At 68.6% G+C, this 23,883-nt stretch carries 20 protein-coding genes; 12 read left to right on the top strand and 8 right to left on the bottom strand.

The window, feature by feature from the left end; translation table 11 throughout:
* Positions 1–90: 90 nt before the first annotated feature.
* Positions 91–2,697, top strand: a complete 2,607-nt coding sequence (locus tag Y958_RS21195) for a DUF3141 domain-containing protein (RefSeq protein WP_244909495.1) — start codon at positions 91–93, stop codon at positions 2,695–2,697.
* A gap of 7 nt (positions 2,698–2,704) precedes the next feature.
* On the opposite strand, the gene Y958_RS21190 is transcribed toward Y958_RS21195, so the two are convergent.
* Complete coding sequence (locus Y958_RS21190; protein ID WP_088874142.1) at positions 2,705–3,583, bottom strand: hydrogen peroxide-inducible genes activator; 879 nt, start codon at positions 3,581–3,583, stop codon at positions 2,705–2,707.
* 154 nt (positions 3,584–3,737) lie between these two features.
* Between Y958_RS21190 and Y958_RS21185 the strand changes: the two genes are divergently transcribed.
* Together Y958_RS21185 and Y958_RS21180 are read left to right on the top strand one after the other, a co-directional pair.
* A complete protein-coding gene (locus Y958_RS21185) occupies positions 3,738–5,219 on the top strand; it encodes a catalase (RefSeq protein WP_088873834.1) in 1,482 nt (493 codons plus the stop codon).
* 482 nt (positions 5,220–5,701) lie between these two features.
* Positions 5,702–6,409, top strand: coding sequence for a LysE family translocator (locus tag Y958_RS21180; protein ID WP_211098637.1), 708 nt, complete (start codon positions 5,702–5,704; stop codon positions 6,407–6,409).
* A gap of 8 nt (positions 6,410–6,417) precedes the next feature.
* Here the strand turns inward: Y958_RS21180 and Y958_RS21175 are convergent, their stop codons facing one another.
* The 4 genes from Y958_RS21175 to Y958_RS21160 are packed head-to-tail and all read right to left on the bottom strand — an operon-like array spanning position 6,418 to position 8,837.
* Positions 6,418–6,876, bottom strand: a complete 459-nt coding sequence (locus tag Y958_RS21175; protein WP_088873833.1) for a periplasmic heavy metal sensor — start codon at positions 6,874–6,876, stop codon at positions 6,418–6,420.
* A gap of 46 nt (positions 6,877–6,922) precedes the next feature.
* On the bottom strand, positions 6,923–7,357 hold the full coding sequence (locus tag Y958_RS21170; RefSeq protein ID WP_088873832.1) for a hypothetical protein: 435 nt from the start codon (positions 7,355–7,357) through the stop codon (positions 6,923–6,925).
* Entirely contained in the window at positions 7,354–7,968 is a 615-nt protein-coding gene (locus Y958_RS21165; RefSeq protein WP_088873831.1) for a sigma-70 family RNA polymerase sigma factor, read from the bottom strand. Before Y958_RS21165 ends, Y958_RS21170 begins: the two co-directional genes overlap by 4 nt.
* Entirely contained in the window at positions 7,965–8,837 is an 873-nt protein-coding gene (locus Y958_RS21160; protein ID WP_088873830.1) for a sterol desaturase family protein, read from the bottom strand. The genes Y958_RS21165 and Y958_RS21160 overlap by 4 nt, the downstream gene beginning before the upstream one ends.
* A gap of 180 nt (positions 8,838–9,017) precedes the next feature.
* On the opposite strand from Y958_RS21160, the gene Y958_RS21155 reads away from it, so the two are divergent.
* From Y958_RS21155 to Y958_RS21130, 6 genes are all read left to right on the top strand, one after another.
* Positions 9,018–9,299, top strand: a complete 282-nt coding sequence (locus Y958_RS21155; protein ID WP_211098636.1) for a cysteine rich repeat-containing protein — start codon at positions 9,018–9,020, stop codon at positions 9,297–9,299.
* A 153-nt stretch (positions 9,300–9,452) separates the two neighbouring features.
* Positions 9,453–10,211, top strand: a complete 759-nt coding sequence (gene hisG / locus Y958_RS21150; protein ID WP_088873829.1) for an ATP phosphoribosyltransferase — start codon at positions 9,453–9,455, stop codon at positions 10,209–10,211.
* Complete coding sequence (gene hisD, locus Y958_RS21145) at positions 10,201–11,493, top strand: histidinol dehydrogenase (RefSeq protein WP_088873828.1); 1,293 nt, start codon at positions 10,201–10,203, stop codon at positions 11,491–11,493. Before hisG ends, hisD begins: the two co-directional genes overlap by 11 nt.
* A gap of 12 nt (positions 11,494–11,505) precedes the next feature.
* Positions 11,506–12,006 carry a UPF0262 family protein gene (locus Y958_RS21140; protein ID WP_004272608.1) on the top strand — a complete coding sequence of 167 codons (501 nt, stop codon included), beginning with the start codon at positions 11,506–11,508 and terminating at the stop codon, positions 12,004–12,006.
* A gap of 8 nt (positions 12,007–12,014) precedes the next feature.
* Positions 12,015–12,503 (top strand): arsenate-mycothiol transferase ArsC, encoded by a 489-nt coding sequence (locus Y958_RS21135; RefSeq protein WP_004272607.1) that lies wholly within the window; start codon positions 12,015–12,017, stop codon positions 12,501–12,503.
* A 141-nt stretch (positions 12,504–12,644) separates the two neighbouring features.
* The gene (locus Y958_RS21130; protein ID WP_088873827.1) at positions 12,645–12,917 is read left to right on the top strand and encodes a hypothetical protein; all 273 of its coding nucleotides are present in this window, start codon (positions 12,645–12,647) and stop codon (positions 12,915–12,917) included.
* 12 nt (positions 12,918–12,929) lie between these two features.
* On the opposite strand, the gene Y958_RS21125 is transcribed toward Y958_RS21130, so the two are convergent.
* Entirely contained in the window at positions 12,930–13,868 is a 939-nt protein-coding gene (locus Y958_RS21125) for a type 2 periplasmic-binding domain-containing protein (protein WP_244909494.1), read from the bottom strand.
* Between the two features lie 364 nt (positions 13,869–14,232).
* On the opposite strand from Y958_RS21125, the gene Y958_RS21120 reads away from it, so the two are divergent.
* The 3 genes from Y958_RS21120 to Y958_RS21110 all read left to right on the top strand — a co-directional run bounded on the left by Y958_RS21120 (position 14,233) and on the right by Y958_RS21110 (position 18,279).
* Complete coding sequence (locus tag Y958_RS21120) at positions 14,233–17,475, top strand: S41 family peptidase (protein WP_244909493.1); 3,243 nt, start codon at positions 14,233–14,235, stop codon at positions 17,473–17,475.
* A gap of 106 nt (positions 17,476–17,581) precedes the next feature.
* Positions 17,582–17,818: a type II toxin-antitoxin system Phd/YefM family antitoxin gene (locus Y958_RS21115; protein WP_040845528.1), complete on the top strand. Its 237-nt coding sequence runs from the start codon at positions 17,582–17,584 to the stop codon at positions 17,816–17,818.
* Between the two features lie 8 nt (positions 17,819–17,826).
* On the top strand, positions 17,827–18,279 hold the full coding sequence (locus Y958_RS21110) for a PIN domain-containing protein (RefSeq protein WP_040845534.1): 453 nt from the start codon (positions 17,827–17,829) through the stop codon (positions 18,277–18,279).
* Here Y958_RS21110 and ybaL read toward each other — a convergent pair whose 3' ends face one another.
* Together ybaL and Y958_RS21100 are read right to left on the bottom strand one after the other, a co-directional pair.
* On the bottom strand, positions 18,280–20,025 hold the full coding sequence (gene ybaL / locus Y958_RS21105) for a YbaL family putative K(+) efflux transporter (protein ID WP_088873826.1): 1,746 nt from the start codon (positions 20,023–20,025) through the stop codon (positions 18,280–18,282).
* A 238-nt stretch (positions 20,026–20,263) separates the two neighbouring features.
* Positions 20,264–23,881 carry an ABC transporter permease/M1 family aminopeptidase gene (locus tag Y958_RS21100; protein ID WP_244909492.1) on the bottom strand — a complete coding sequence of 1,206 codons (3,618 nt, stop codon included), beginning with the start codon at positions 23,879–23,881 and terminating at the stop codon, positions 20,264–20,266.
* Between the last annotated feature and the right edge of the window lie 2 nt (positions 23,882–23,883).

Raw genomic sequence — 23,883 nt, 5'->3', positions numbered from 1 at the left:
CGAGAGCGCTTGGTTATACTGCGGCCTCGCGGGGTTATCCCTGCCGCCGGTGGCAAGCGGCGCGCGGGACTGACTGAAGAGGGAAAGCTGATGGCCGTTACCGACGCGACCGGCCCTAGGGGCCTGTTTGACCAAAAGGGCCCGTTCGAGATGCCCGAGGGCTTCCTTGACCCCAGTAATCATTGGCCTTTCCGCCTGTGGCAGGATGGGCTGGCCTACACGGTCGACGCCTTCCAGCGCACCGCCCTGGTGATGGACGTGCTGCGCCAGCGCGGCGCCCAGTACCATGAGCACATGGCGCAAACGGCGCCCACGGTGCTCAGCTTCGAAAGCGAGACGGTGCTGGATGGCGCCACCTTGCCCCGGCCGGTGAATTATTCGTTGCAGCGCATCATTCCGCCGGCGGGCGTCGAGCTGGACCTGAAGAAGCGCCCCTTCGTCATCGTCGATCCCCGTGCCGGCCACGGCCCCGGCATCGGCGGCTTCAAGTCAGACAGCGAGATCGGCGTGGCCCTGGCCGCCGGCCATCCCTGCTATTTCATCGGCTTCCTGCCGCGCCCGGTGCCGGGCCAGACGGTGGAGGATGTGATCGCGGCCGAGGCCGCCTGCCTGGAAAAGGTCATCGAGTTGCATCCGGAGGCGGAAGGCAAGCCGGTGGTCATCGGCAACTGCCAGGCGGGCTGGCAGCTGATGATGACGGCGGCCATTCGCCCGGACCTGTTCGGCCCCATCATCATCGCCGGCACGCCCCTGTCCTTCTGGGCCGGCCATCGCGGGCAGGACCCCATGCGCTACAGCGGCGGTCTGCTGGGCGGCAGTTGGCTGACGGCCTTCGCCAGCGACATGGGCGCTGGCCTGTTCGACGGCGCCTGGCTGGTGCAGAACTTCGAAGGGCTGAACCCCGCCAACACCCTGGTGGGCAAGCAGTACGCCCTGTGGGACAAGGTCGATACCGAGGCGCCGCGCTATCTGGGTTTCGAGAAGTGGTGGAACGGCCACGTCCTGCTGAACGGCGAGGAAATCCAGTACATCGTCGACAAGCTGTTCGTGGGCAACCGCCTAGCCACCGCCGACATCGTCACCAAGGACGGCGTGCGCGTGGACCTGCGGGCCATCCGCTCCCCCATCATCGTCTTCTGCTCCAAGGGTGACAACATCTCCCCGCCGCCGCAGGCGCTGGGCTGGATTTGCGACCTGTATGAAAGCGTGGACGACATCCGCTGCCACGGCCAGACCATCGTCTACGCCGTGCATGAAAGTGTGGGCCACCTGGGCATCTTCGTCTCCGCCGCCGTGGCGCGGAAGGAACATCGCGAGTTCGCGTCCAACATCGACTTCATCGACGTGCTGCCCCCCGGCCTGTACGAGGCGCAGATCCTGCCCGCCGAAGCCGCCCCCTCCGGCCAGTCTGGGCAGGAGGGCGACCCCAACGTCCTGCGCTTTGCCGCCCGCAGCATCAATGACGTGGCGGCCCATGTCGAACCCCTGCCGGACGACGAGCGCCGCTTCGCCACGGTGTCCCGTCTCTCCCGCGTGACGCTGGGCCTCTACCGCGACCTCGTGCAGCCCTGGGTGCGCCAGCTGGTGGGGGAGACGACGGCGGAAATCCTGCGCGGCCTGCATCCCCTGCGCCTCAGCTACGAACTGTTCTCCGACACCAACCCCTGGCTGAACGGCGTGCCGGAGCTGGCCGCCGCCGCCCGGCGCGACCGCCGCCCAGTAGGGTCGGAGAACATCTGGCGCAACCTGGAACAGCGGCTGGCCCGCCAGATGGAAACGGCGCTGGATGTCTACCGCGACCGCCGCGACGCGACGGCGGAGGCGCTGTTCATGGGCATCTACGGGCATCCGCTGACTCAGGCGCTGTTCGGCCTGAACGCCGACGACGCCCCGCCCCGCAGCCATCCCGGTGAAACCCCCGAACATCGCCGCTTCCTGGCGGAACAGGGGGCGGAGCTGCGCCGGCGCCTGCATGTGGGCGGCCTGCGCGAGGCCGGCATGCGCGCCCTGCTGCATGTGGGGCTGGCGGAGCGCATGGCCGACGCCCGTGGCTTCAACGCCCTGCGCGGCCTGCGCGACATCCATGGCCGGGGCCTGGAACTGGCGGAGTTCAAGCAGCTGGTGCGCGACCAGTTCCTGATGCTGCTGCTCGATCCGGCGGCGGCCCTGGAAACCCTGCCCGAGTTGCTGGCCGGCGCCACGGCGGAGGAGATCACCCGCCTTTCGGAAGGCCTGGTGATGGTGGCCGGTGCCGCCGGCCCGCTGGACACCAAGGGCCGGGAACGGCTGGAAAGCATGGTGGCCTTGTTCAAGGACCTGGCCGCCAAGGCGCCCAAGGCACCGGGCGAGGCCTCGGTCGCAGCCACCGCACCCGCAGCCACCGCGCCGGCGTCCGGCGCGGAACCGCCCAACCCGGTGCTGGACGGGTCGCCGGCCGTTGCCCCGCCCGCGCCTGAGGAGCCGCCTCAGGCGCCCAGGGCCACGGCCAAGCCGGCCGCGGCCAAGGTGCGTCGCGCCAAGGCGGCGCCCACGCCCAAGGAACCGCCGCCGGCCGAGACTTCCGTCATCTCAGATGAACCCACGAGCCCGCCGGTGGACGTGGCGGCGGAGCCCAAGCCGGGCCCTGTGGCCACCGCGCCGGTGACCGTGCCCAAGCGCGCGCCGGCTCCCCGCCGGGCCAAGGCGCCGCGCCGGTAAAGGGGCCCTAGATGGCGGCTGCCTTCACCTGAGCCGCCAGGGTGTCCAGCGCCGGCTGGCGGGTGAAGGTGGGGCGGCTGACCAAGCGGATCAGGCGTCCTGCACCGGCACCGGCCAGGGGGCGGAAGACCACATCCTGGCGCCCCGCATGGACCGCCGCCGCCAGGGCCGGCACCAGGGTGGTGCCGTAGCCGGCCGCCACCATGTTCAGCAAGGTTTCCAGGCTGGTGGCGCGCAGGGACCAGCCGCCGGGGTCGGGTCGGGCGCAGGCGGCCAGGGCCTGATCGCGCAGGCAATGGCCGTCCGCCAGGACCAGCAGGTCGGTCGCTAGCGCCGTTTCGTCCACGGCGTCCCCAGTTTTGGCCAGCGCATGGTCCGGGGGCAGGGCGGCCAGAAACTTTTCCTGGAACAAGGGCTGCTCCACCAGATCCTCGCCCGTCACCGGAGTGGCGATCAGGACGGCATCCAATTGGCGGCGGCGCAGCCGTTCCACCACGGCGTCGGTGGTGTCTTCCCACAATTCCAGCGTTAGGGCGGGGCAGCGCCGGCGCAAGGGGGCGAACACCCGGGGCATGAGGTAGGGCCCTAGGGTGGGGATGACGCCCAGGGTCAGGGGACCTGCCAGCGGATCGCGGGCGCCCGCGAGGGCCACTATGGCGTCGGCCTCCGCCACCGCCCGGGCGGCATGGACCAGCACCTCCTCCCCCAGCGGCGTGGGCGCCACCCATTTGTTGGTGCGCTCGAACAGGGGGGCGCCCAGCCGCGCCTCCAGCTTGGCCACCTGGCTGCTGAGGGTGGGCTGGCTGACGTTGCAGGCGGCGGCGGCCCGGCCGAAGTGGCGGTGCTGGGCCACGGCCAGCAGGTATCGCAGGTCGCGAAGGTTCACGAAGACGCCCTTTCGAAAGCGCACTGACGATATATGTAGTCTATCGTCATGATACGAACAATCGATTTTACGCATGAAGGTCGGACGGCGTAGCTTTTCCTCGTCGGGCGCACGGACGCCCAAGCCCATCAGAAGACGACGAGGGACGAAAGTCATGACCAGCCAGCCACCCCGCATGACCACCACCGGGGGCGCCCCCATCGCCGACAACCAGAACAGCCTGACCGCCGGCCCGCGCGGCCCCGTGCTGATGCAGGACTATCAGCTGATGGAAAAGCTGGCGCACCAGAACCGTGAGCGCATTCCGGAGCGTGTGGTGCATGCCAAGGGCTGGGGCGCCTTCGGCACCCTGACCGTCACCCATGACATCACCCGCTACACCCGCGCCAAGGTGTTCGGGGCGGTGGGCAAGAAGACCGACCTGCTGATCCGTTTCTCCACCGTCGCCGGTGAACTGGGTGCTGCGGATGCCGAGCGCGACGTGCGCGGCTTCGCCGTCAAATTCTATACCGAGGAAGGCAACTGGGACGTGGTGGGCAACAACACGCCCGTCTTCTTCATCCGCGACCCGCTGAAGTTCCCGGACTTCATCCACACGCAGAAGCGCCATCCCCGCACCAACCTGCGCAGCCCCACCGCCATGTGGGACTTCTGGTCGCTGTCGCCGGAAAGCCTGCACCAGGTCACCATCCTGATGTCGGATCGCGGCCTGCCGCCCAGCCCGCGCTTCATGAACGGCTACGGCAGCCACACCTACAGCTTCTGGAACGACCAGGGCGAACGCTTCTGGGTGAAGTTCCACTTCAAGACCCAGCAGGGCCACAAGCACCTGACCAATGATGAGGCTGCCCAGGTGGTGGGACGGTCGCGCGAAAGCTATCAGGAAGACCTGTTCGGTAGCATCGAGGCGGGCGACTTCCCGCGCTGGACCCTGCAGGTCCAGGTGATGCCCGAGGCCGACGCCGACAAGACGCCCTACAACCCCTTCGACCTGACCAAGGTGTGGCCGCACGCCGACTACCCGCTGATCGACGTGGGCGTGGTGGAGCTGAACCGCAACCCCGACAACTACTTCGCGGAGATCGAGCAGGCGGCGTTCAGCCCATCCAACGTCGTCCCCGGCATCGGCCACAGCCCCGACAAGATGCTGCAGGCCCGCATCTTCTCCTATGCCGACGCCCACCGCTATCGCCTCGGCACGCATTACGAGGCGCTGCCGGTGAACCAGCCGAAGTGTCCGGTGCACCACTATCACAAGGACGGGGCCATGCGCTTCTTCCGCAACGACACCGGCAACCCCGACGCCTATTACGAGCCCAACAGCCTGGGCGGCCCGGCCCAGGACCCCAGCGTGGCCGAACCGCCGCTGCGCCTGTCGGGCGAGGTCGGCCGCCATGACCACCGCGCGGGCAATGACGACTACAGCCAGCCGCGCGCCCTGTTCACCCTGATGGACCAGGGTCAGAAGGAGCGGCTGTTCGCCAACATCGCCGCCGCCATGCAGGGCGTGCCGCAGGCCATCGTGGAGCGCCAGCTGGGCCACTTCGCCCTGGTCCATGCCGACTACGCGGCGGGTGTGCGCCGGGCCCTGGCCCTGGGCGAGGGCGCCGGCCGGCCGGAAACGGCCATCCCCTGACAACCCATCCCACCCTGGAGCCCGTCCCCCAACCGGCCCTTCCCCGTGATCCCCCATCGGGAACCGGCCTTGGCACCAGGGAACCTGGTGACCGGGTGTGCCTAAAAAGCCACCCGGTCACATTTTTCTTTAATCATCGCGCACTTTCAGGTTGTGACCGGGCGGCCCGGCGGCTTAGCCTCCAGCCCATCACAACAAAGGGTCATATTCCGATGCGCCTCGTCACCCAATTCAGCCAGCAAACCGCTGTGCCGCTTGGGGCGGGGCTTTGTCTGTTTATGACACGGGGTTTGGGGGACAACGGCTAACCGCCGTCCCCGACACACCCGATAACAGGCCCCGCGAGCAGCTGCCCGCGGGGCTTTTTGTTGTGCCCCAATCCCGCCGATGCCGCCGTCCCATCCCTTGCGGGGCGGTGGCGTCACCACCCTGGCAATGCCGGCGCGGCGCGGGAACGACCTTTTAAAATTGGGATGGTTCTCATGGACTTGGACACGCTGATCACCATCGCGCCCAACCTGTTCTTGCCCGCCGCTTTCGCCGGCGTCTTCCTGAAGGCCATGCTGCTGGGCCTGGGCGTGGCGGCGCCGGTGGGCCCCATGGCCTTCCTGTGCATGCGGCGGACGCTGGCCGGCGGCTGGCGCCTGGGCCTGGCCACCGGGGCCGGCATCGCCACCGGCGACGGCGTCTACGCCGGTGTCGCCGCCTTGGGCTTGACGGAGGTCTCGGCCTTCGTCACCCACCATGGCCGGCCGCTGCACCTGCTGGCGGGGCTGTTCCTGGGCTGGCTGGCCTATGCCGCCCTGCGGCCCAAGCCCGCTGGCCCTGAAACGCTACAGGGCAATAGCCGGCCCGCTGCCCTTTCGACGCTGTCTCTGCCGCGCGCCTGGGCCTCCTCCTTCCTGCTGACCCTGACCAATCCGCCCACCATCATCGTCTTCGCCGCCATGCTGACGGCCTTCGTTCCCCTCTCGGCCCTTGCCGGCGCGGAGGTGGCGCGCCTGCGCATTGCCACCACGGTGGCGGGCGTGGCGGCGGGGTCCCTGTTGTGGTGGGTGGTGCTGGTGGCGGGTGTGGCGGCCTTGCGCGGCATGATGGCGCCGCGCGTGGCACGGGCGCTGGACATTACCGCCGGCCTGGCCTTCCTGGCCTTCGCGGCGGTGGAGCTGCATCGGGCGGTCCTGCCGTGAGAGGCGCGTCAGCGTCCGCGGTATTGGGCCAGGACATGCCGGCCCTCGGGCGACATCTTGGGCAGCACCTCCATCATGATGTCCTCCAACACCGGGCCGATGGGTTGGCGCTGTTCGCGGGCGTTGGCCATGGCGGCGCGCAGGGCGTCGGGGTCCAGCGGCGTGCGGTCGATTTCCGCCCGCACCTGATCCATGGCGGCGGTGAAGCGGCCCTGCGCCGCCTCCAGCTGCGCCATATGACTGACGATGGCGCCGCGCAGCAGGCTGCGATCCCCCGCCGGTAGCTGTTCCGCCAACTGCCCCACCAGGGTGGCCAGCGCGTTGCCGGCGGCGGAGCGGGCCAGCACCGGGGGCAGGGCGCCCAGGGCCGTCCGCTGGCGCCATTGCTGGGCGCCCAGGAAGGCCAGCAGGAACAAGTTCAGGGCCAGGGACAGGAGGAAGAGGAAGCGCAGAACCGGTGAGCGCATGGGGGCAAACCTTCGGTGAAGAATTGGGCGGACGGGAACGGGGGCGCTACCCCCCCAGCCAGTCACCGCCCACACCCGCCAGGGTGAACAGGGTGGCCAGCGAGGCCGTGGCTGGCGCCGCCGCCTCGGCCGGCGGCGTCAGCCAGGTGCCGGCCAGCCAGCCGGCCACCGCCATGGTGGCGAAGACGGCGCCGGCCGGCCGCCAGGACAGCCATGGGATCGACGGGGCCGGAACCTGCCGCTGGCGGATGCGGCGCAGGCTGGCGTCGATGCCGGCCTGGACGCGGGCCGCGCCCGGCGCATCTTCTTCCAGGCCGTCGCCGGCAAGCGGGGCCCAGCGACGCAAGGCGGCTTCCCACAGGTCGCGCGCGTCCGCATTCTGGGCACGCAAGCCATGGGCGGCGCGCCGGGCCCTCGGCGGCCAATGGTCGATGTCCGGCCCGTGGGCCGCCAGCAACTGGGCGAATTCCTCAATGGTCATGGCTCACCCTTCCTTCCAAAAGGCTCCTTGCCGCCCCTGGTCAGCGCCCGCTCCAGCGCGCCCCGGGCACGGTACAGCAGCGACCAGTAAGCGCGCAGGTTCAAGCCCAGCACGGCCGACGCCTGGGGCCCCGGCATTTCCTGGTAATAGAACAGCACCAGGGCTGCGCGCTGCTTTTCCGGCAGGCTGGCCAGGGCATCGCGCACGCGCCGTTGTTCCGACCGGCGTTCCATAGTCTCGGCGGCCCCCTCACTGGGGTCGGCCACGTCCATCGCCGCCTCCAGCGGGGCGTGCCGGCGACCGCGCAGGCGGTCGAGGCACAGCCGGTAGGTGACGGTGTACAGCCAGGTGGACAGCTGGGCGCGGCCGGGCGTCCAGCGTGCCGCATGGTTCCACACCCGCACCAGCACCTCCTGCGCCACGTCGTCGGCCTCCGCCTCCGAGGTCAGCAGGCGCTTGGCCAGTCGCCAGGTGGCCGCATAGTGGCGCTGGCCCACCTGGCGCAGCGCCCGCTCGTCCCCCTGGGCGACGCGGGCCATCAGGGCGTCGTCGTCCGCCCCATCGTCCCCATGGGCGGCGGGCAGGCGGCCCCAGGGCTGCTGGCCCGTCACGGGACGTCCTGTCGCAAGGACGCGCCCCGCGCGCTCAGGCTGTCGCCGGGGCGGCCGAACAGCTGGCGCAGGCGGGCGCGCACCCCCTGCGCCCGGGCCACGTCACGGGCCATGGCCGTCCACTCGCGCAGGCACACCACCAGCGGGTTGGCGCTGGGCGCGACATGGGCCAGGCCGTAGGTCAGTGGCGCGTCGGGCGACGCCTGGCCGAAGGTGCTGAATAGCCGGTCCCAGACGATGACCACGCCACCGTAGTTGCGATCCAGGTATTCCGGGTTGCTGGCATGGTGCACCCGGTGGTGGGCGGGGGTGTTCAGCACCCATTCCAGCGGGCCCAGGGTGCCCACCGCCTCGGTATGCAGCCAGAACTGATAGAACAGGTTCAGCGCCAGCATCGCGGCCACCGCCACCGGGTTGAAGCCCAGGAAATACAGGGGAACGTAGACCAGCCAGCCGCAGGACAGCACTTCCGTCACCCCCAGCCGAAAGGCGCTGGCCAGGTGCAAGGCGGTGGGGGAATGGTGGACGCTGTGCGATGCCCAGACCCAGCGCACCTCATGACCCAGGCGATGGCCCCAGTAGTAGCAGAACTCCTCTCCCGCAAACAGCAGGGTCAGACCCCACCAGCGGTCCAGCGGCACGGTGGCGATGCGGTGGGTCCAGGCATACCAGGCCACCGGCGCCACGACGCCGGCCAGCACCAGCTTCATGGGGATGCGCATCAGCAGGACCGCCACCGAGGTCGCGGTTTCCGACCAGGGATAGGGCCGCCGCCGCGCGGCGTACCACGCCACCTCCGCCGCCACGGCGGCCGCGACGAAGGGGTAGAACTTCAGGGGAAGGACGCTGGCGCCACCCAGGATGGCCATGGCCGAACCTCGCGGGAAACGGTGGATTTGGCGCTGATACGCAGGCCGTGCCCTTCCGTGTTCGGGCGGGTTCGCAGGATTTTTGAAAAACGGGATCGAATAGTTGGCGGGGGGCGTGGCGTACCAGGGCCAGGCGGCGGAAATGGCCGTCCCTGTCCCCCTCCAACACGGATACCTGAAATGATGTCCAAGACGCTTGTCGGCACTTCCCTCGCCCTGTCGTTGGTCCTGGCGCCCATGGTGGCCTTCGCCCAGTCCCAGGATGGCCAGCCGGCCCATCCCGCCGCGCGCGCCGCCATGAAGGCCTGCCAGCCCGACCGCCAGGCCTTGTGCAAGGACGAACAGCCCGGCGGCGGCCGCATCCTCGCCTGCCTGAAGGCGCATGAGGACAAGCTGTCGCCTGACTGCAAGGCGGCGCTGGCTACCCTGCCGGCCAAGGGCCAGGCGCCTCAGAACCAGTAAGGCCGGGCCAGCAAGGGCGGGTTCCTGGGGCAGCCCCCTGTGCAAACAGACAGGGCTGCCCTCCAACCCAAGGCGTTGGCGGGGGCGGACGATCTGCTATTCTGCGGCCCTCCGGACCCGGAATGGGGTTCGTCCTTCGGAGCCCGCGTTTCCATGCCTGCCGCCGCGCCGCCACCATCCGCCCCGTTGTCCCCGGTCGCCACCGCCCCGGTTTCGACATCCGGGCACGCGCATAGCGCCGCCGCGTCCGGCGCGCCGGAGCGGCTGACCCTGGCCCTGCCCAAGGGTCGCATCCTGGATGAGGTGCGGCCGCTGCTGGAGGCGGTGGGCCTGCGGCCCGAAGCCGCGTTCGACGATCCCAAAAGCCGGGCGCTGCGCTTCGCCACCAACCTGCCGCATGTGGAGATCATCCGCGTGCGCAGCTTCGACCTCGCCACCTTCGTCGCCTTCGGCGCCGCCCAGATGGGCGTGTGCGGCAACGACGTGCTGATGGAATTCGACTATCCCGAAATCTACGCGCCCCTGGACCTGGGCATCGGCCATTGCCGCCTGGCCGTGGCCGAGCCGGTGGCCGAGGCGCAGGGCGACGACCCCTCGCGCTGGAGCCATGTGCGCGTGGCCACCAAGTATCCGGAGGTCACCCGCCGCCACTTCGCCCGCCGCGGCGTGCAGGCGGAATGCATCAAGCTGAACGGCGCCATGGAACTGGCGCCCAGCCTGGGCCTGTGCCAGCGCATCGTCGATCTGGTGTCCAGCGGCGCCACCCTGAAGGCCAATGGCCTGGTGGAGATCGAGCATATTGCCGACGTGACCTCGCGCCTTATCGTCAATCGCGCCGCTTTCAAGACCCGCCATCCGGAGATCCAGGACTGGATCAACCGTTTCACGGAGGTTGTCACCCATGCCGCGTGAACTGCGCACCACCGATGCCGGCTTCGAGGCGGACTTCGACCGGCTGCTGCATGCCAAGCGGGAATCCCAGAGCGACGTGGCCGACGCCGTGGCCGAGGTGCTGCGCGACGTGCGTCTGCACGGGGATGAGGCGCTGATCAAATACACCAGCCGCTGGGACCAGCTGGACCTGACACCCGACCGGCTGCGTATCGCGGAGTGCGAGATCGAGGCCGCCGTGGCCGCCTGCGACCCCGAGGTGATCGAGGCGCTGAAGGTCGCCGTCGGCCGTATCGAGGCCTTCCACCGCCGCCAGACGCCCGACACCTACGATTACGTGGACGAGGCGGGCGTGCGCCTGGGCGCACGCTGGACACCGCTGTCCGCCGTGGGCCTGTATGTGCCCGGCGGCCTCGCCTCCTACCCCAGCTCCGTCCTCATGAACGCCATCCCGGCCAAGGTCGCGGGCGTGAAGCGGCTGGCGATGGTGGTGCCGACGCCGGAGGGGGCGCTGTCCCCCCTGGTGCTGGCGGCCGCCCGCATCGCCGGCGTGGATGAGATCTACCGCGTGGGTGGCGCCCAGGCGGTGGCGGCGCTGGCCTATGGCACGGCCACCATCCGCCCGGTGGACAAGATCGTGGGGCCCGGCAACGCCTATGTCGCCGCCGCCAAGCGCCAGGTGTTCGGCACCGTGGGCATCGACATGATCGCCGGCCCCTCGGAAATCCTGGTGGTGGCCGACGGCGCCAACGACCCCAGCTGGATCGCGGCCGACCTGTTGTCCCAAGCCGAGCATGACAGCAGCGCCCAATCCATCCTGATCAGCGATGACGCGGCCTTCATCCAGGCGGTGCGCGCGGCGGTGGACACCCACCTGAAGACCCTGCCCCGCGCCGTCATCGCCGGGGCCAGCTGGCGCAACAACGGCGCCATCGTCCTGGTGCGCGACCTGGACGAGGCGGCGGCCCTGGTGGACCGCCTGGCGCCGGAGCATCTGGAACTGGCGGTGGCCGATCCGGACGCGCTGGCGGCCAAGGTCAACCACGCCGGCGCCATCTTCCTGGGCCGCTACACGCCCGAGGCCATCGGCGACTACATCGCGGGCCCCAACCACGTGCTGCCCACGGCCCGCAGCGCCCGCTTCTCCTCCGGCCTCAACGTGCTGGACTTCATGAAGCGGACCACCCTGGTGGGCTGCGACGCCGCCAGCCTGGGCCGGCTGGGGCCGCAGGCCGCCATCCTGGCCGATGCGGAGGGGCTGGGCGCGCACGCGCTGTCGGTTCGCGTCCGGCTGGGCCGCTGAAGGGGCGCGGGCATGTCGGACGCCCCGAAGCCGGACGCTGGCCGCCAGCGCATCGTTCACGTCGAGCTGGTCGAGCAGACGGCCATCCGCCGCCGGCCGGAGGTGGAGCATGAGCGGGCGGTGGCGCTGTTCGACCTGGTGGAGGAGAACCAGCAGTTCCAGCTGGTGGACCATCCGGACGCCGGGCCCTATCGCCTGTTCCTGTCCATCGAGGACAACCGCATGGTCTTCGATCTGCGGGACGAAGGGGATGCGGAGGTTGATCGCATCACCCTGCCGCTGACACCCCTGCGCACGGTCATCCGCGACTATTTCCTGATCTGCGAGGGCTATTACAAGGCCATCAAGACCGCCAGCCCGTCGCAGATCGAGGCCATCGACATGGGCCGGCGGGGCCTGCACAACGAGGGCTCCGACCTGCTGCGCGAGCGGCTGGCCGCCAAGGTGACCATGGACCATGGCACCGCCCGCCGCTTGTTCACCCTCATCTGCGTCCTGCATATCCGGGGCTGAGGGGAAAGATGGCGGAGCGCCCGGATCCTTTCGCCGCCTTCGCCCCTGCCGTGCACCCGGCCCAGATCACCAGCGTGCTGTTCGCCTGCACCCACAATTCCATCCGTTCCCCCATGGCCGCGGCGCTCTTGCGCCACCTGCACGGCCACCGCCTCTATGTCGACAGCGCCGGCGTGCGCGAGGGCGACCCCGACCCCTTCGCCGCCGCAGTGATGGAGGAAATGGGCATCGACATCAGCCGCCACCGCGCCAAGACCTTCGACCAGTTGGAGGACACCAGCTTCGACCTGGTGGTGTCACTGTCGCCGGAGGCGCAGCACCGCGCCGTGGAAATGACCCGCACCACCGCCTGCGACGTGGAATTCTGGCACACCTTCGACCCCAGCTTCATCGAAGGCAACCGCGAGACCCGCCTGGCCGCCTACCGCCAAGTGCGCGACAGCCTGCTGGCCCGCATCAAGCAGCGGTTTCCGCTGGGGCCTGTGCCGGTGTTGTGAGGGGCGCTTTACGCGAGGTGCTGTGCGATGCCGCGTTATCTACTGATGCTACTCGCATGCCTGACCGCGTCCGCCGCCCTCGCCGCAGGGCGAAGTGAGGCGCAACGGGATGTTGAGGGCTATGCCATCGCTACCTGTTTGATGGCTCAGGACCGGCCTTACCTGAAGGACCAGGGCTATGGCTGGGGCGAGACTATCGTGCAAGGCAGAGGCCGTGATCCAGAGATGTTGGCGCCGGTGAAGGCGGCCGTGACGGCGGTCCTGGCCAAGGGCGACATGCCGGTGGCGCGGGATGAAGGCAGCCCGCAGCAAGGCAAGGCGCTGCCCCTTCTCTATTGCGGGGAGATCATCGACAAGCCGGGCGTGCGCGCTGCCATCAACCAGGTTCTGGCCAAGCTGGGCAAGGGCAGGTGACGCTTAGCCCGGTCACCGCCCGTCCCTCCCATACCAGAACCGGTCCGGCAGGGCCGCCGTCTCCGGCGACAGCAGCGGATTGGGAATCTCGATGCGGCGACGGCTGTCCAGATGGGCTTCGGTCAGCATCTGGCGGATGTAGGGGCTGTCGTTGAAGTATTTCAGGAAGCTGCCGTCCTCATAAGCTTTCAGCAGCCCCCTCTCGATGGCGGCGGCCAGGGCCTCGTTGGCCTTGCTGGTGTAGAAAAAGCTGTCGAAGGGGTAGACCAGGACAAGATCGCTTTCCACCGCCAGGTCGGGCACGTCGGGCGTGCGGTGGGCGACCTCGGCAAAGATCTCGTTGGCGCCGCGGGGGAAGTAATCGATGCGGTTCAGGCCCACCAGGCGGAACAGCAGGTCATAGCGGAAGGCTTCCACCGGCAGGCCCGCCGCCTGCAGAATGTCGACGTCGGGCCAGCCCAGGGCCTGGCCGGCGGTCAGGCGCTTCAGGTCGTCCAGGGTGCGGACGGCGGAAAACTTGGCCTGCGCCGCCTTGTTGATGATGAACAGGCGATAGCCCAGCACCCCCCGGAACAGGGGGATGCGGATGGGCCGCAGCTCCCGTTCCAGCTTGGCGGACATGCCGTTCCACAGCAGCGTCACCTCCGTCCCCTGTTGCAGCGCCACGGCGGCGCGGGCCTGCTCCATGACCGTGGTGCTGGGCCGGATGGTGTAGCGTGCGCCCACCTTATTCAAGGCCAGACGCAGCAGGCCCAGGGGATACTCATCCCGGGGGTCGGTGGCGCTCTCCGTGGCGCGGGGATAGACGATGGTGAAGACCTCATCGTTCTGCGCGCGCGCCGGGGGTGGGTAGGCGTCATCCGTGGGCGGCACGGCGTTGCCGGCACCCCGCGTGTTCGTCGTCACCAAGGCCGTGCACAACAGTGCCGTGGCCACCCTTGTCCACCCCATCGAACCGTCCCCCGCAGGCCGCGCCGCATCCCCCCGGCGGCGGCGTGGCCCCCTTATCTTGCCTTATGTCTTGCCCTATGGCGGCACCATTTGCGGCGCGTATTTTGACAAATGAAATCGTTCCAGGCGCCGATGCCAGAAATCGTTGCCGGCCGGTTCTGCGCCATGGCGCGGGCCGACACGGTATGGAACAATTACTGCCTGCCTTTTCACAACCCGGCGGTGTCTGATGCGTTGGCTTGGCGTGGCGCTCGCGTGCCTGTTGCTTCCCGTTTCCTTGTCCGGTTCCTATGCCCAGGCCCAGACGAAGCCGCCCGAAGCACCGCCCCCGGGGGCAAGGTCCGCCTCCGCCCCGCCGCCCCTGATGTTGCAGCATCCCAGCCTGTCGGCCAGCCTGATCGCTTTCGATTACGGCGGGCAGATCTGGACCGTGCCACGCGCCGGTGGCCAGGCCACCCTGCTGGTGGCGGGCCAGGGGCAGAACAGTGGTCCCGTCTTCTCCCCCGACGGCAGCCTGGTCGCCTACACCGGTACCTATGATGGCAACACCGACGTCTATGTTGTGCCCGCCACCGGCGGCCAGCCGCAGCGCCTGACCTGGCACCCCGGCCGCGACGTGGCGGTGGGCTGGACGCCGGACGGCAAGAACGTGCTGTTCCGCACACCGCGCACCACGCCGCGTGATCTGGAGCAGCTCTATACCATCCCCGTCACCGGCGGCACCGCCACCCAGCTGCCGCTGCCCTCCGGCTTCCAGGCCAGCTATTCGCCGGACGGCGGCCGCCTGGCCTACGTGCCCTTCTCGCAGTGGCAGCCGGCGTGGAAGCATTACCGCGGCGGCCAGACCTCGCGCGTGTGGATCGCCGCGCTGAGCGACAGCAGCGTGGTCAAGATCCCGCGCGACAACTCCAACGACCGCAATCCGCTGTGGGTGGGCGACACCGTCTATTTCCTGTCGGACCGCGAGGGGCCGGTGGCCCTCTACGCCTATGACGTCAAGACGGCCAAGGTCACGTCCGTTGTCCGTAATGAGAGGGGCTTCGACATCCAGTCGGCGGCGGCCGGCCCGGGCGGTATCGTCTATGACCAGTTCGGCACCCTGAACCTATACGACACCACGACCCGCCAGGCGCATGCCGTGCCGGTGACCATCTCCGGCGAACTGCCGCAGACCCGGGCCCACCTGGAAACTCTGGATCCGGGCCAGATCCTGCACGCGGCCCTCTCGCCCACCGGCAAGCGGGTGCTGTTCGAAACCCATGGCGAGATCCTGTCCGTGCCGGCGGAAAAGGGCGACGTGCGCAACCTGACGCAAAGCCCCGGCGTGGCCGACCGCGACCCCGCCTGGTCGCCGGACGGCAAGACCGTGGCCTGGTTCTCCGACCAGGGTGGGGAGTACGCCCTGCACCTGCGCTCCGCCGATGGGCTGGGGCCGGTGAAGGTCATCGGCCTGGGCCAGCCGCCCAGCTATTTCTACGGGCCGCTGTGGTCGCCCGACAGCAAGAAGATCGTCTACACCGACAAGCGGCTGAACCTGTGGGTGGTCGATGTGGATCATCCCACACCGGTGAAGGTGGACACCGACCGCTATGATAGCCCGGCCAGCCAGCTGAACCCGGCGTGGTCGCCGGACAGCCGCTGGATCGCTTACGCCAAGCAGCTGCCCAACCACCTGCACGGCATCTACGTCTACAGCCTGGCCGACAAGAAGACGCAGATGGTGACGGACGGGCGCAGCAACGCCGCATCCCCCCGCTTCGACCGCGGCGGCAAGTACCTGTACTTCGTGGCCTTTACCAACAACGGCCTGGACCAGGGCTGGCTGGACATGTCCAGCATGGGCCGCGCCACCGACGGACGCGTCTACGTCATGGTGCTGCGCCGCGACCTGCCCTCACCCCTGGCGCCGGAGAGTGATGAGGAAGCGGCCGGCGATGGCAAGAAGGCCGGCCAGGATGATGGCGACAAGAAAGGGGATGACAAGAAGGGTGATGGCAAGAAGGTTGCGGAGGTCCGCATCGACTTCGCCGGCCTGGACCAGCGCACCCTGGCCCTGCCCATCCCGCGCGTGAACCTGGCGGGCATCGAGGTCGGGACGGAGGGTATCGTCTTCGCCGCCGCCCAGCCCGTGGCCCTGACGGACGAGGATTACCTGGATGGCGACGAGAACGGCCCGCCCAGCCTGGAGGTCGCGCGCTTCGACCTGAAGACGCGCAAGACCGACAAGTTCGTGGATGGCGTGGACGCCGGCAGCTTCTTCGTCTCCGCCGATGGGCGCAAGGTGCTGTACGCCCAGCACGGCCGCTGGTTCGTGAACGGCGCCGACAAGGCGCCCGACGCCGGGGCCGGCGCCCTGAAGCTGGATGAGATGCAGGTCTGGGTCGACCCCCGGGCCGAGTGGCGGCAGATGTACCATGAGGCCTGGCGCATCGAGCGCGACTTCCTCTACGACCCCAAGGCCCAGGGCCTGGATTTGGCCAAGGCTGAACAGGTCTACGCCCCCTTCCTGGAGGCGCTGGCGGGCCGCGTGGACCTTAACACCCTGTTCGCGGAGATGACCGGGCACATCGGCCTGGGCCACACCTTCGTGGGCGGCGGCGCCTTCCCCAAGCAGGACAAGGTCAGCGTCGGCCTGCTGGGCGCCGACTACCGCGTCGTGGCCGGCCGTTACCAGTTCGCCCGCATCCTGGAGGGCGAGAACTGGACGCCCGGCGCCCGGGCGCCCCTGACCCAGCCGGGCGTCAACGTCGCCGTGGGTGACCTGTTGCTGGCGGTCAACGGCAACGAGGTCAAGACGGACCAGGAGGTCTACCGCTACTTCCTGGGCACGGCCGGCAAGCAGACGGTGCTGACCGTGGGCCCCAAGGCCGACGGCAGCGGGTCGCGCCAGGTGACGGTGGTGCCCTTGCCCTCGGAAACCAAGCTGCGCCTGCACACCTGGATGGAGGAGAACCGGCGCAAGGTGGACCAGCTGTCGGGCGGGCGCCTGGCCTACGTCTACCTGCCGGACACGGCGGCGGGCGGCTTCGCCAACTTCAACCGCTACTACTACTCGCAGGTGGGCAAGCAGGGCGCCATCGTGGATGAGCGCTTCAACCATGGCGGCCAGATCGCGGACTTCATCGTCGAACAGATGAAGAAGACGCCGCAGATGATCGACGCCACCCGCGAGGGAGAGGAGATGGTGGAGCCGGCGCAGGCCATTTACGGTCCCAAGGTCATGATCATCAACCAGATGTCGGGCTCCGGCGGCGACGCGCTGCCCTGGCTGTTCCGCAAGGCCAAGCTGGGCACCCTGGTGGGGGTGCGCACCTGGGGCGGCCTGGTGGGCATCGGCGGCTATCCCCCGCTGATGGACGGCGGCTCCATCACCGCGCCGCGCTGGGCGCTCTACGGCACCCATGGCGAGTGGGAGGTGGAGAACATCGGTATCCCGCCGGATGTGGAGGTGGAGCAGGACCCCGCCCTGGTGCGCCAGGGCCACGACCCGCAGCTGGAAAAGGCGGTGGCCGTGGCGCTGGACCAACTGGCCAAAAACCCGCCCCAGACCTTCACCCGCCCGGCCTACCCGGACCGCAAGCCGGTGCTGCCGGAGACGGGTCGGTGAAAGCGGAAAGGGCGATGTAGGTATGTACCTACATTGCCCTTGATTCAGGGGATTGCGGGGGCCATTCTGGCAGGGTGGCTCTCAATCCCACCCCTTGGCGACTATCATGACCCGCATTGTTTCGGCCCGTGATGCCAATCAGCAGTTCTCGGACATTCTTGGCGAAGCCGCTGATGGGGAAACCGTGATCATTACCCGCAGAGGGACGCCGGTTGCCAAGCTCGTGCCCTATACGGCTCCGGCGGATGAGGGGGCTTGGGATAGGCTGTTGGCGATGCTTGAGGAAGGACTGCCCCTGGGGGGCGGAACCTTCAGCCGGGATGAGTTGTATGAGGACCGCTGAGCGTGTCCATGCGGTTCACAATCGACACGAACGTTCTAGTCTACGCCGCTGACAACCAGGCCGGGGAAAGACATCGCAAAGCGGTGGACGTCTTGGCGCGGGCTCGTGGGCGTGACTGCGTCCTGACGGTTCAGGCGCTGGCGGAATTGTTTCGCACGTTGACAGGGCGTCACAAGGTGCCGGCTGTGCGGGCGGCGGCCATGGTTCAGGTATGGCGCGACGCTTTGCCCGTCGTGGCGGCGGACGAGATTTGCCTGGTGGAAGCCATGGACGCGGTGGCCGCCCATAACTGGTCATTCTGGGATGCCATGATATGGGCGACCGCCAAACGGGCGGGGTGTCGATTGTTGATCACCGAAGATGGCCAGGATGGTCGGACTTTGGGTGGGGTCACCCTGGTCAACCCCTTTGCCGACAGTCCATCCCCCCTGTTGGCAACGGCCCTCGGCCGCAAAACTTGATTATACCGCCTCAGCCACCACGCCGTCGGGCGGATCCGTTCGGCTGGGGGCGGGGTCGGGGATGCGCAGGCCGTGGGTGTGGGACAGCATGGCCTGGGCGATTTCCCGCTCGCCCATGATGACCAGGCTGGCGCCGTGCTGGCGCAGATGGTCCACGGCGGCGTCGGTATGGGCGCGGGCGATGATGTCCAGATGCGGGTTGCGCTTGCGCGCCTGGGCCACCACCTGCCCCGCCTCGAAGCTGTTGGGCACGGCCACGAACAGCCACCGCGCGCCATCCAGGTTGGCGGCGGCCAACACATCCGGCTGGGCCGCATTGCCGGCGATGACCTCCTGCCCGGCGCCGCGCAGTTGTTCCAGGATGCCAGCGTCCTCTTCCACCACCAGCACGGGCGTGCCGTCCTGGCGCAGGGCCTCGCCCACCAGGCGACCGACACGGCCGTACCCGATGATGATGGCATGGTCGGTCAGGGCGGTAGGTTCCGGTGCAGAAAAGGTCTTGACCTTGGCCGGGGCCTCCGCCGTCTCCGCCTCGCCGGTGGCCGCCGCCGCTTTGCGTTGGCGCCGGGCGGCCAGGCGCTGCAGGCCGATGAACACCAGCGGGTTCAACAGGATGGACAGGATGGCGCCCGCCAGGATCAGGCTTTGCCCCGTGGGGGGCAGCAGGCCCAGATCCACGCCGAACGCTGCCAGGATGAAGGAGAATTCGCCGATCTGCGCCAGACCGCCGGCGATGGTCAGTGCCGTGGGGACGCTGTGGCGGAAGGCGCGCACCAGCACGTAGGCTGCCACCACCTTGCCCACCAGGATGATGGCCAGGGTGCCCAGTAGGGGCAGCGGATGGTCGATCAGGATGTGCCAGTCGAACAGCATGCCCACCGACACGAAGAACAGCACGGCGAAGGCGTCGCGCAGCGGCAGCGATTCCTCTGCCGCCTCATGCGCCAGGGGGGATTCGGCCAGGGTCATGCCGGCGAAAAAGGCGCCCAGCGCGAAGGACACGCCGAACAGCTCGGCCGCGCCGAAGGCCACGCCCAACGCCACTGCCAGCACGGCCAGGCGGAACAGCTCACGTGAACCGGTCTGGGTGACGCGGTGCAACACCCAGGGGATCAGCCGGCGCCCGCCCACCAGCATCAGGGCGACGAACAGGGCCACCTTGCCCAGGGTCAACGCCAGGGTCAGGGCCAACTGCGACAGGGGGGGCGAGCCCATGCCGCCCAGCAGGTCACCCAGCGCCGGCAGCAGCACCAGCGCCAGCACCATGGCCATGTCCTCCACCACCAGCCAGCCGATGGCGATCTTGCCGCCCTGCGTTTCCATCAGCCGGCGTTCCTGCAGCGTGCGTAACAGCACCACCGTGCTGGCGACCGACAGGGCCAGGCCGAAGACCAACCCCGCCCCCAGGCCCCAGCCCATCAGGCGGGCCAAGCCCATGCCCATCAGGGTGGCGACGCCGATCTGTGCCAGCGCGCCCGGAATGGCGATCAGTTTCACCGACATGAGATCGGACAGGGAGAAATGCAGGCCCACCCCGAACATCAGCAGGATGACGCCGATCTCCGCCAGCTGCGACGCCAGGTGCTGGTCGGCGACGAAGCCCGGCGTGAACGGGCCCAGGATGACCCCCGCCAGCAAATACCCCACCAGGGGGGAGATGCGCAGGCGGGTGGCGATGGCGCCCAGGACGAAGGCGCAGCCAAGGCCGCCGACGATGATGGCGATCAGGGGGGTCTCATGCACCATGGGTGGGGGGTGGCCTCCGGATATGGTTTTGGGGGCGTATGCCCCGGCTTCGCGGGGCACCCTAGCAGGCCGGGCCGTCCCATCCCACCCTGCAACGGGCGGAATCCGCCTGGCGCCGGCATTTTACGCGCAGGAATGGAAACGGCAGTGACGGGGGGCACCAGGGCACCGCGTCACCGCCCCCCGCGTCACTGCCCCACGCGTCACTGCCGTTGTTCACGCCGTCACTGGCCCAGGTTTACGGACCGAGCCGCGCCACGTTGTCGTCGGAATTGCGGTCGATCAGCTTGTTGTAGGGATCGATGCCGACGAACGCCGGCTTCCTGTCCACCACCAGCTCGATGGTCTGGTCGCCGAAATGAAGCGGGTGCTTGGCCAGGTGGATGACGTCGTGGTCACCGAAGGCCCCTTTCCCCGGCTCGGCGCTGAACAGACCGATGTCGATGGGCATGGCGACGAAGGGGATGGGCGCCTCCTTGCCTTGGCCGTCCGCCTCGAATTTGGCGGCGCTGACGGTCACGCTGACCTTGTACCGGCCGTCGGGCAGGGCCTCGGCATGCGAGGCCGTGACCTTCAGGTCGTACAGGATGATCTTTTCCAGCATGTCGCTGATCAGGTCGGCCTGGTCCGGCGCCTCCGCCTTCAAGGCCGCCACCAGGTCGGTGGACAGGGCGTAGCGGTCGGTGCGGGCCCGGCTTTCCTTCAGCAGGCGGGCCAGCGCCCGGTTCACCGTCTCCTCGCCCAGATAATCCTTGAGCGCGTACATGGCCAGCGAGCCCTTCTGGTAGTGGATGTAGGGCTGCCCCTCCACCCGCACCAGCGGCAACTCCTCCAGATCCTCGTGCCCACGCGCGCCCAGGTAGCGGTCCAGTTCGAACTTCAGGAACTTGCGGATCTGGTTGGGGCCGTATTCATGCTCCATCACCATCAGGGCGGTGTACTGCGCCAGGCTTTCCACCAGCAGGGTGCCGCCCTGGACGTTGGCGGCGATCAGTTGGTGGCCCCACCATTGATGGGCTACTTCGTGCGCCGTGACGTAGAACACCGGATCGATCTTGGTCTTGTCGCGCAGGTCGCTGACGAAGCCGATGCCCTCGGAATAGGGAACCGTGTTGGGAAAGCTTTGGGCGAAGCGGCTGTAGTCCGGGAACTCCAGCACCCGCAACTGCCGGTGCTGATAGGGGCCGAAGTTCTGGCTGGCGTACGTCAACGCCCGCTTCATGCCCTGCATCATGCGGTCCACGTTCCAGGCGTGGGGCTGATGGTAATACACCGCCAGGTCCACGGCGTGCTCGCCCTCGCCCCAGGTGTCGCGCGCCACGGTGTAGCGGGCGGACAGCCAGGATTCGAAATGGGCGATGGGGGTGTCGGTGCGATAGTGGAAATAGCGGCGGTCGCAGCCCATCGCGTCCTTGGCCATCCATTCCTTCTCCAGGTAGCCCGGCGCTATGGCGATCTGGTCCGGCACGGTGGAGATGGTGGTCTCGAAATCCACGAAGTCGGCGTCGGGGCCCAGGTCCGACACCGTCCACTGGCTCTGGTCCTCCAGCTTGGCCATGCGGTCGATGGGCTCCAGCCCGTGCTTGCGGCGGCGGAACCGGTCCTGCAGCAGCCGGGCCTTGGTGAAGCCGATGACGGGCAGCGCGCGGCCATAGCCGATGAAGCTGCCGTTATCCACCACCATGGGGGCGCGGGCGTTGTTGGTGAAACCCGGGTGGCGTTGGCCGATGGTGAAGTCCAGGGAGCGACGGTCCCCGGGGGCCAGCGGCTGGTCCAGGGTGAAGATGTAGTAGTTCAGCGCGTGATCCTCGGTGGTCAGCCGCGCGCCTTCCAGCGACGCTTTCTCCAAGTCGATACCGACGGGCAGGACCATGTGCACCTGGGACAGAGGGGCTTGCGTATGGTTTTCCAGGACATAGCGTCCGCGCGCGTCGAAGCCCTGGACCGCGGGATAAAGGTCCACATCGACCGACACGCTCGTGATGCGGGGTTGGGGCAGGCTCTCGTACCGGCGGTAGGCTTGCTCGAACGCCACCTCCTGGGCCTCGTCCCCGTCCCGGCTGTGGAAGGTGTTCAGGTCATGGGTGTTGTGGTGGATCCACACCCCGCTGGCGACGAAGGCCGCCAGCAGCAATCCCGCCAGGGCGCCGGTGGGCAGGGTCCAGCCGGTCATCAGCGCCCGGCCCCGGTCGCGCCAGGTCAGGGTGCGGCTGCGCGGCCACATCAGGTGGGTCAGCAGCAGCAGCAGCACGGCAGCCGCCCCCCAATAAACGCTGAACCAGGTATGGCCCGCCAGGAAATGGCCATAGCCGTTCATATCGGACAGGTGCAGGTCCGGCGCGCCGCCGTACAGCAGCAGGTTGTCCTCCAGCCCCAGGCGTTGCGCCGTCGCCAGCAGGACGGTGTAGACCACCATGACGGCATAGCCGACGAACTTGTTGGGCGACAGCACCTGCGCGAACAGGGTCAACGCCGCCACGATCAACATGTCGGGGAAGGCCATGCCCAGCAGCGGCGTCAGGTACAGGCCGGGCTCGATGGCCACGGGCCCCCGGGCGATCTGCACCCCGACCGATGGCAGGATGGCGACCAGCCATAGACCGGCCATGACCAGGGCCACTGTCAGGAACTTGGACAGGGTGAAGACCCAGCCGGGGGCCGGTGTGGCGCCCACGATGTCGGCCATGCCCGCCTGGCGTTCCCGCCACACCAGCTCACCCGTGTAATAGCTGGCGATGGCCAGCGGCGCGATGGTGAAGGTGCCCAGGATCAGCAACACCATGAGGCGGGTCACGGGGTAGGTTTCCGTGCCGTACCATTTGTTCTGCAGCAGCAGCGACGCCGTCATGTTGATGGTGCTGAGTGCCAGCAGGATCCAGAAGCTGGGGCTGCGCAGGGTGGCGCCCACCTCGAACGCCAGGCGGCGGCGGAGCATCAGCCACGCCGCGCCCAAACCCAGGCGGGGCGGGACGGGCCGGAGCACGGCCGGCGGAAGGGTCGCGTCCGTGGCCACCTTGGCGGCGGCAGCCGGCCGGGGCCCCCGCCGCACCGCCCAGGCGTCCCCCGCCAGCCCGATGCCGAACAGCGCCAGGCCGACTCCGATCCATATCGCCCGGTTGGCCAGCAGGATGCCGGCCAGGGGCGGCAGCTGGGTGTTACGCTCCACCACCGTCCAATAGCGGGTGACGTTGGCGTAGGGCGACAAGCCGAAGGGGTCGAGATAACCGACCAGCGTGCGGTAGCTGGGGTCGGACATGGCGTTGCTGCTGACGGCGTAGATGCCGATCAGGGCGATCATGACCACATACGTCGCCATCTGGCGACGGGTGAAGGCCGCCACGGCGAAGAACAGCGCGCCCGTGACCAGCATGTTGGGAACGCTGAACACGCCCAGCGCGTACAGGTAATCCAGGGGGCGGAAGGCGCCGAAATGTTCCGGATCCACCCACCAGGCCAGGCGTCCGACGATGATGCCCCATTGGCAGGAGGAGATGGCGAAGGCGCAGGCGATGATGGCGCCCATCAGGCGCCCGCCCAGCAGCAGGGGGCGGGGCACCGGGGTCGCGCCCACCATGCCCGCCATGCCCGTGTCGGCGTCGCGCAGCACCGGGTCGGTCAGGCCGCGCAGCACCATGGTCATGGCGAACAGGCTGAGGATGCCCGCGATCTGCAGCACCACGAAGGGGCTGTCCATGTGGACGCCGTTGCTGCGGCCGCCCACCTGTATCTGCTCCACCGTCGTGGCCAGGAAGGTGATGAGGAAGAAGATGAGGAAGTTGATGATCAACGCCGGCTGGCGCAGCTGATAGCGCAGCTCGAACCAGGCGATGCGGGCAAGAAGGCACAGCGCGGCCATGG

This window comes from Nitrospirillum viridazoti CBAmc (genome assembly GCF_000730165.1).
Taxonomy (GTDB): Bacteria; Pseudomonadota; Alphaproteobacteria; order Azospirillales; family Azospirillaceae; genus Nitrospirillum; species Nitrospirillum viridazoti.
Note: the sequence above shows the minus strand (reverse complement) of the source record. Positions and strands in the feature narration are given on the sequence as shown.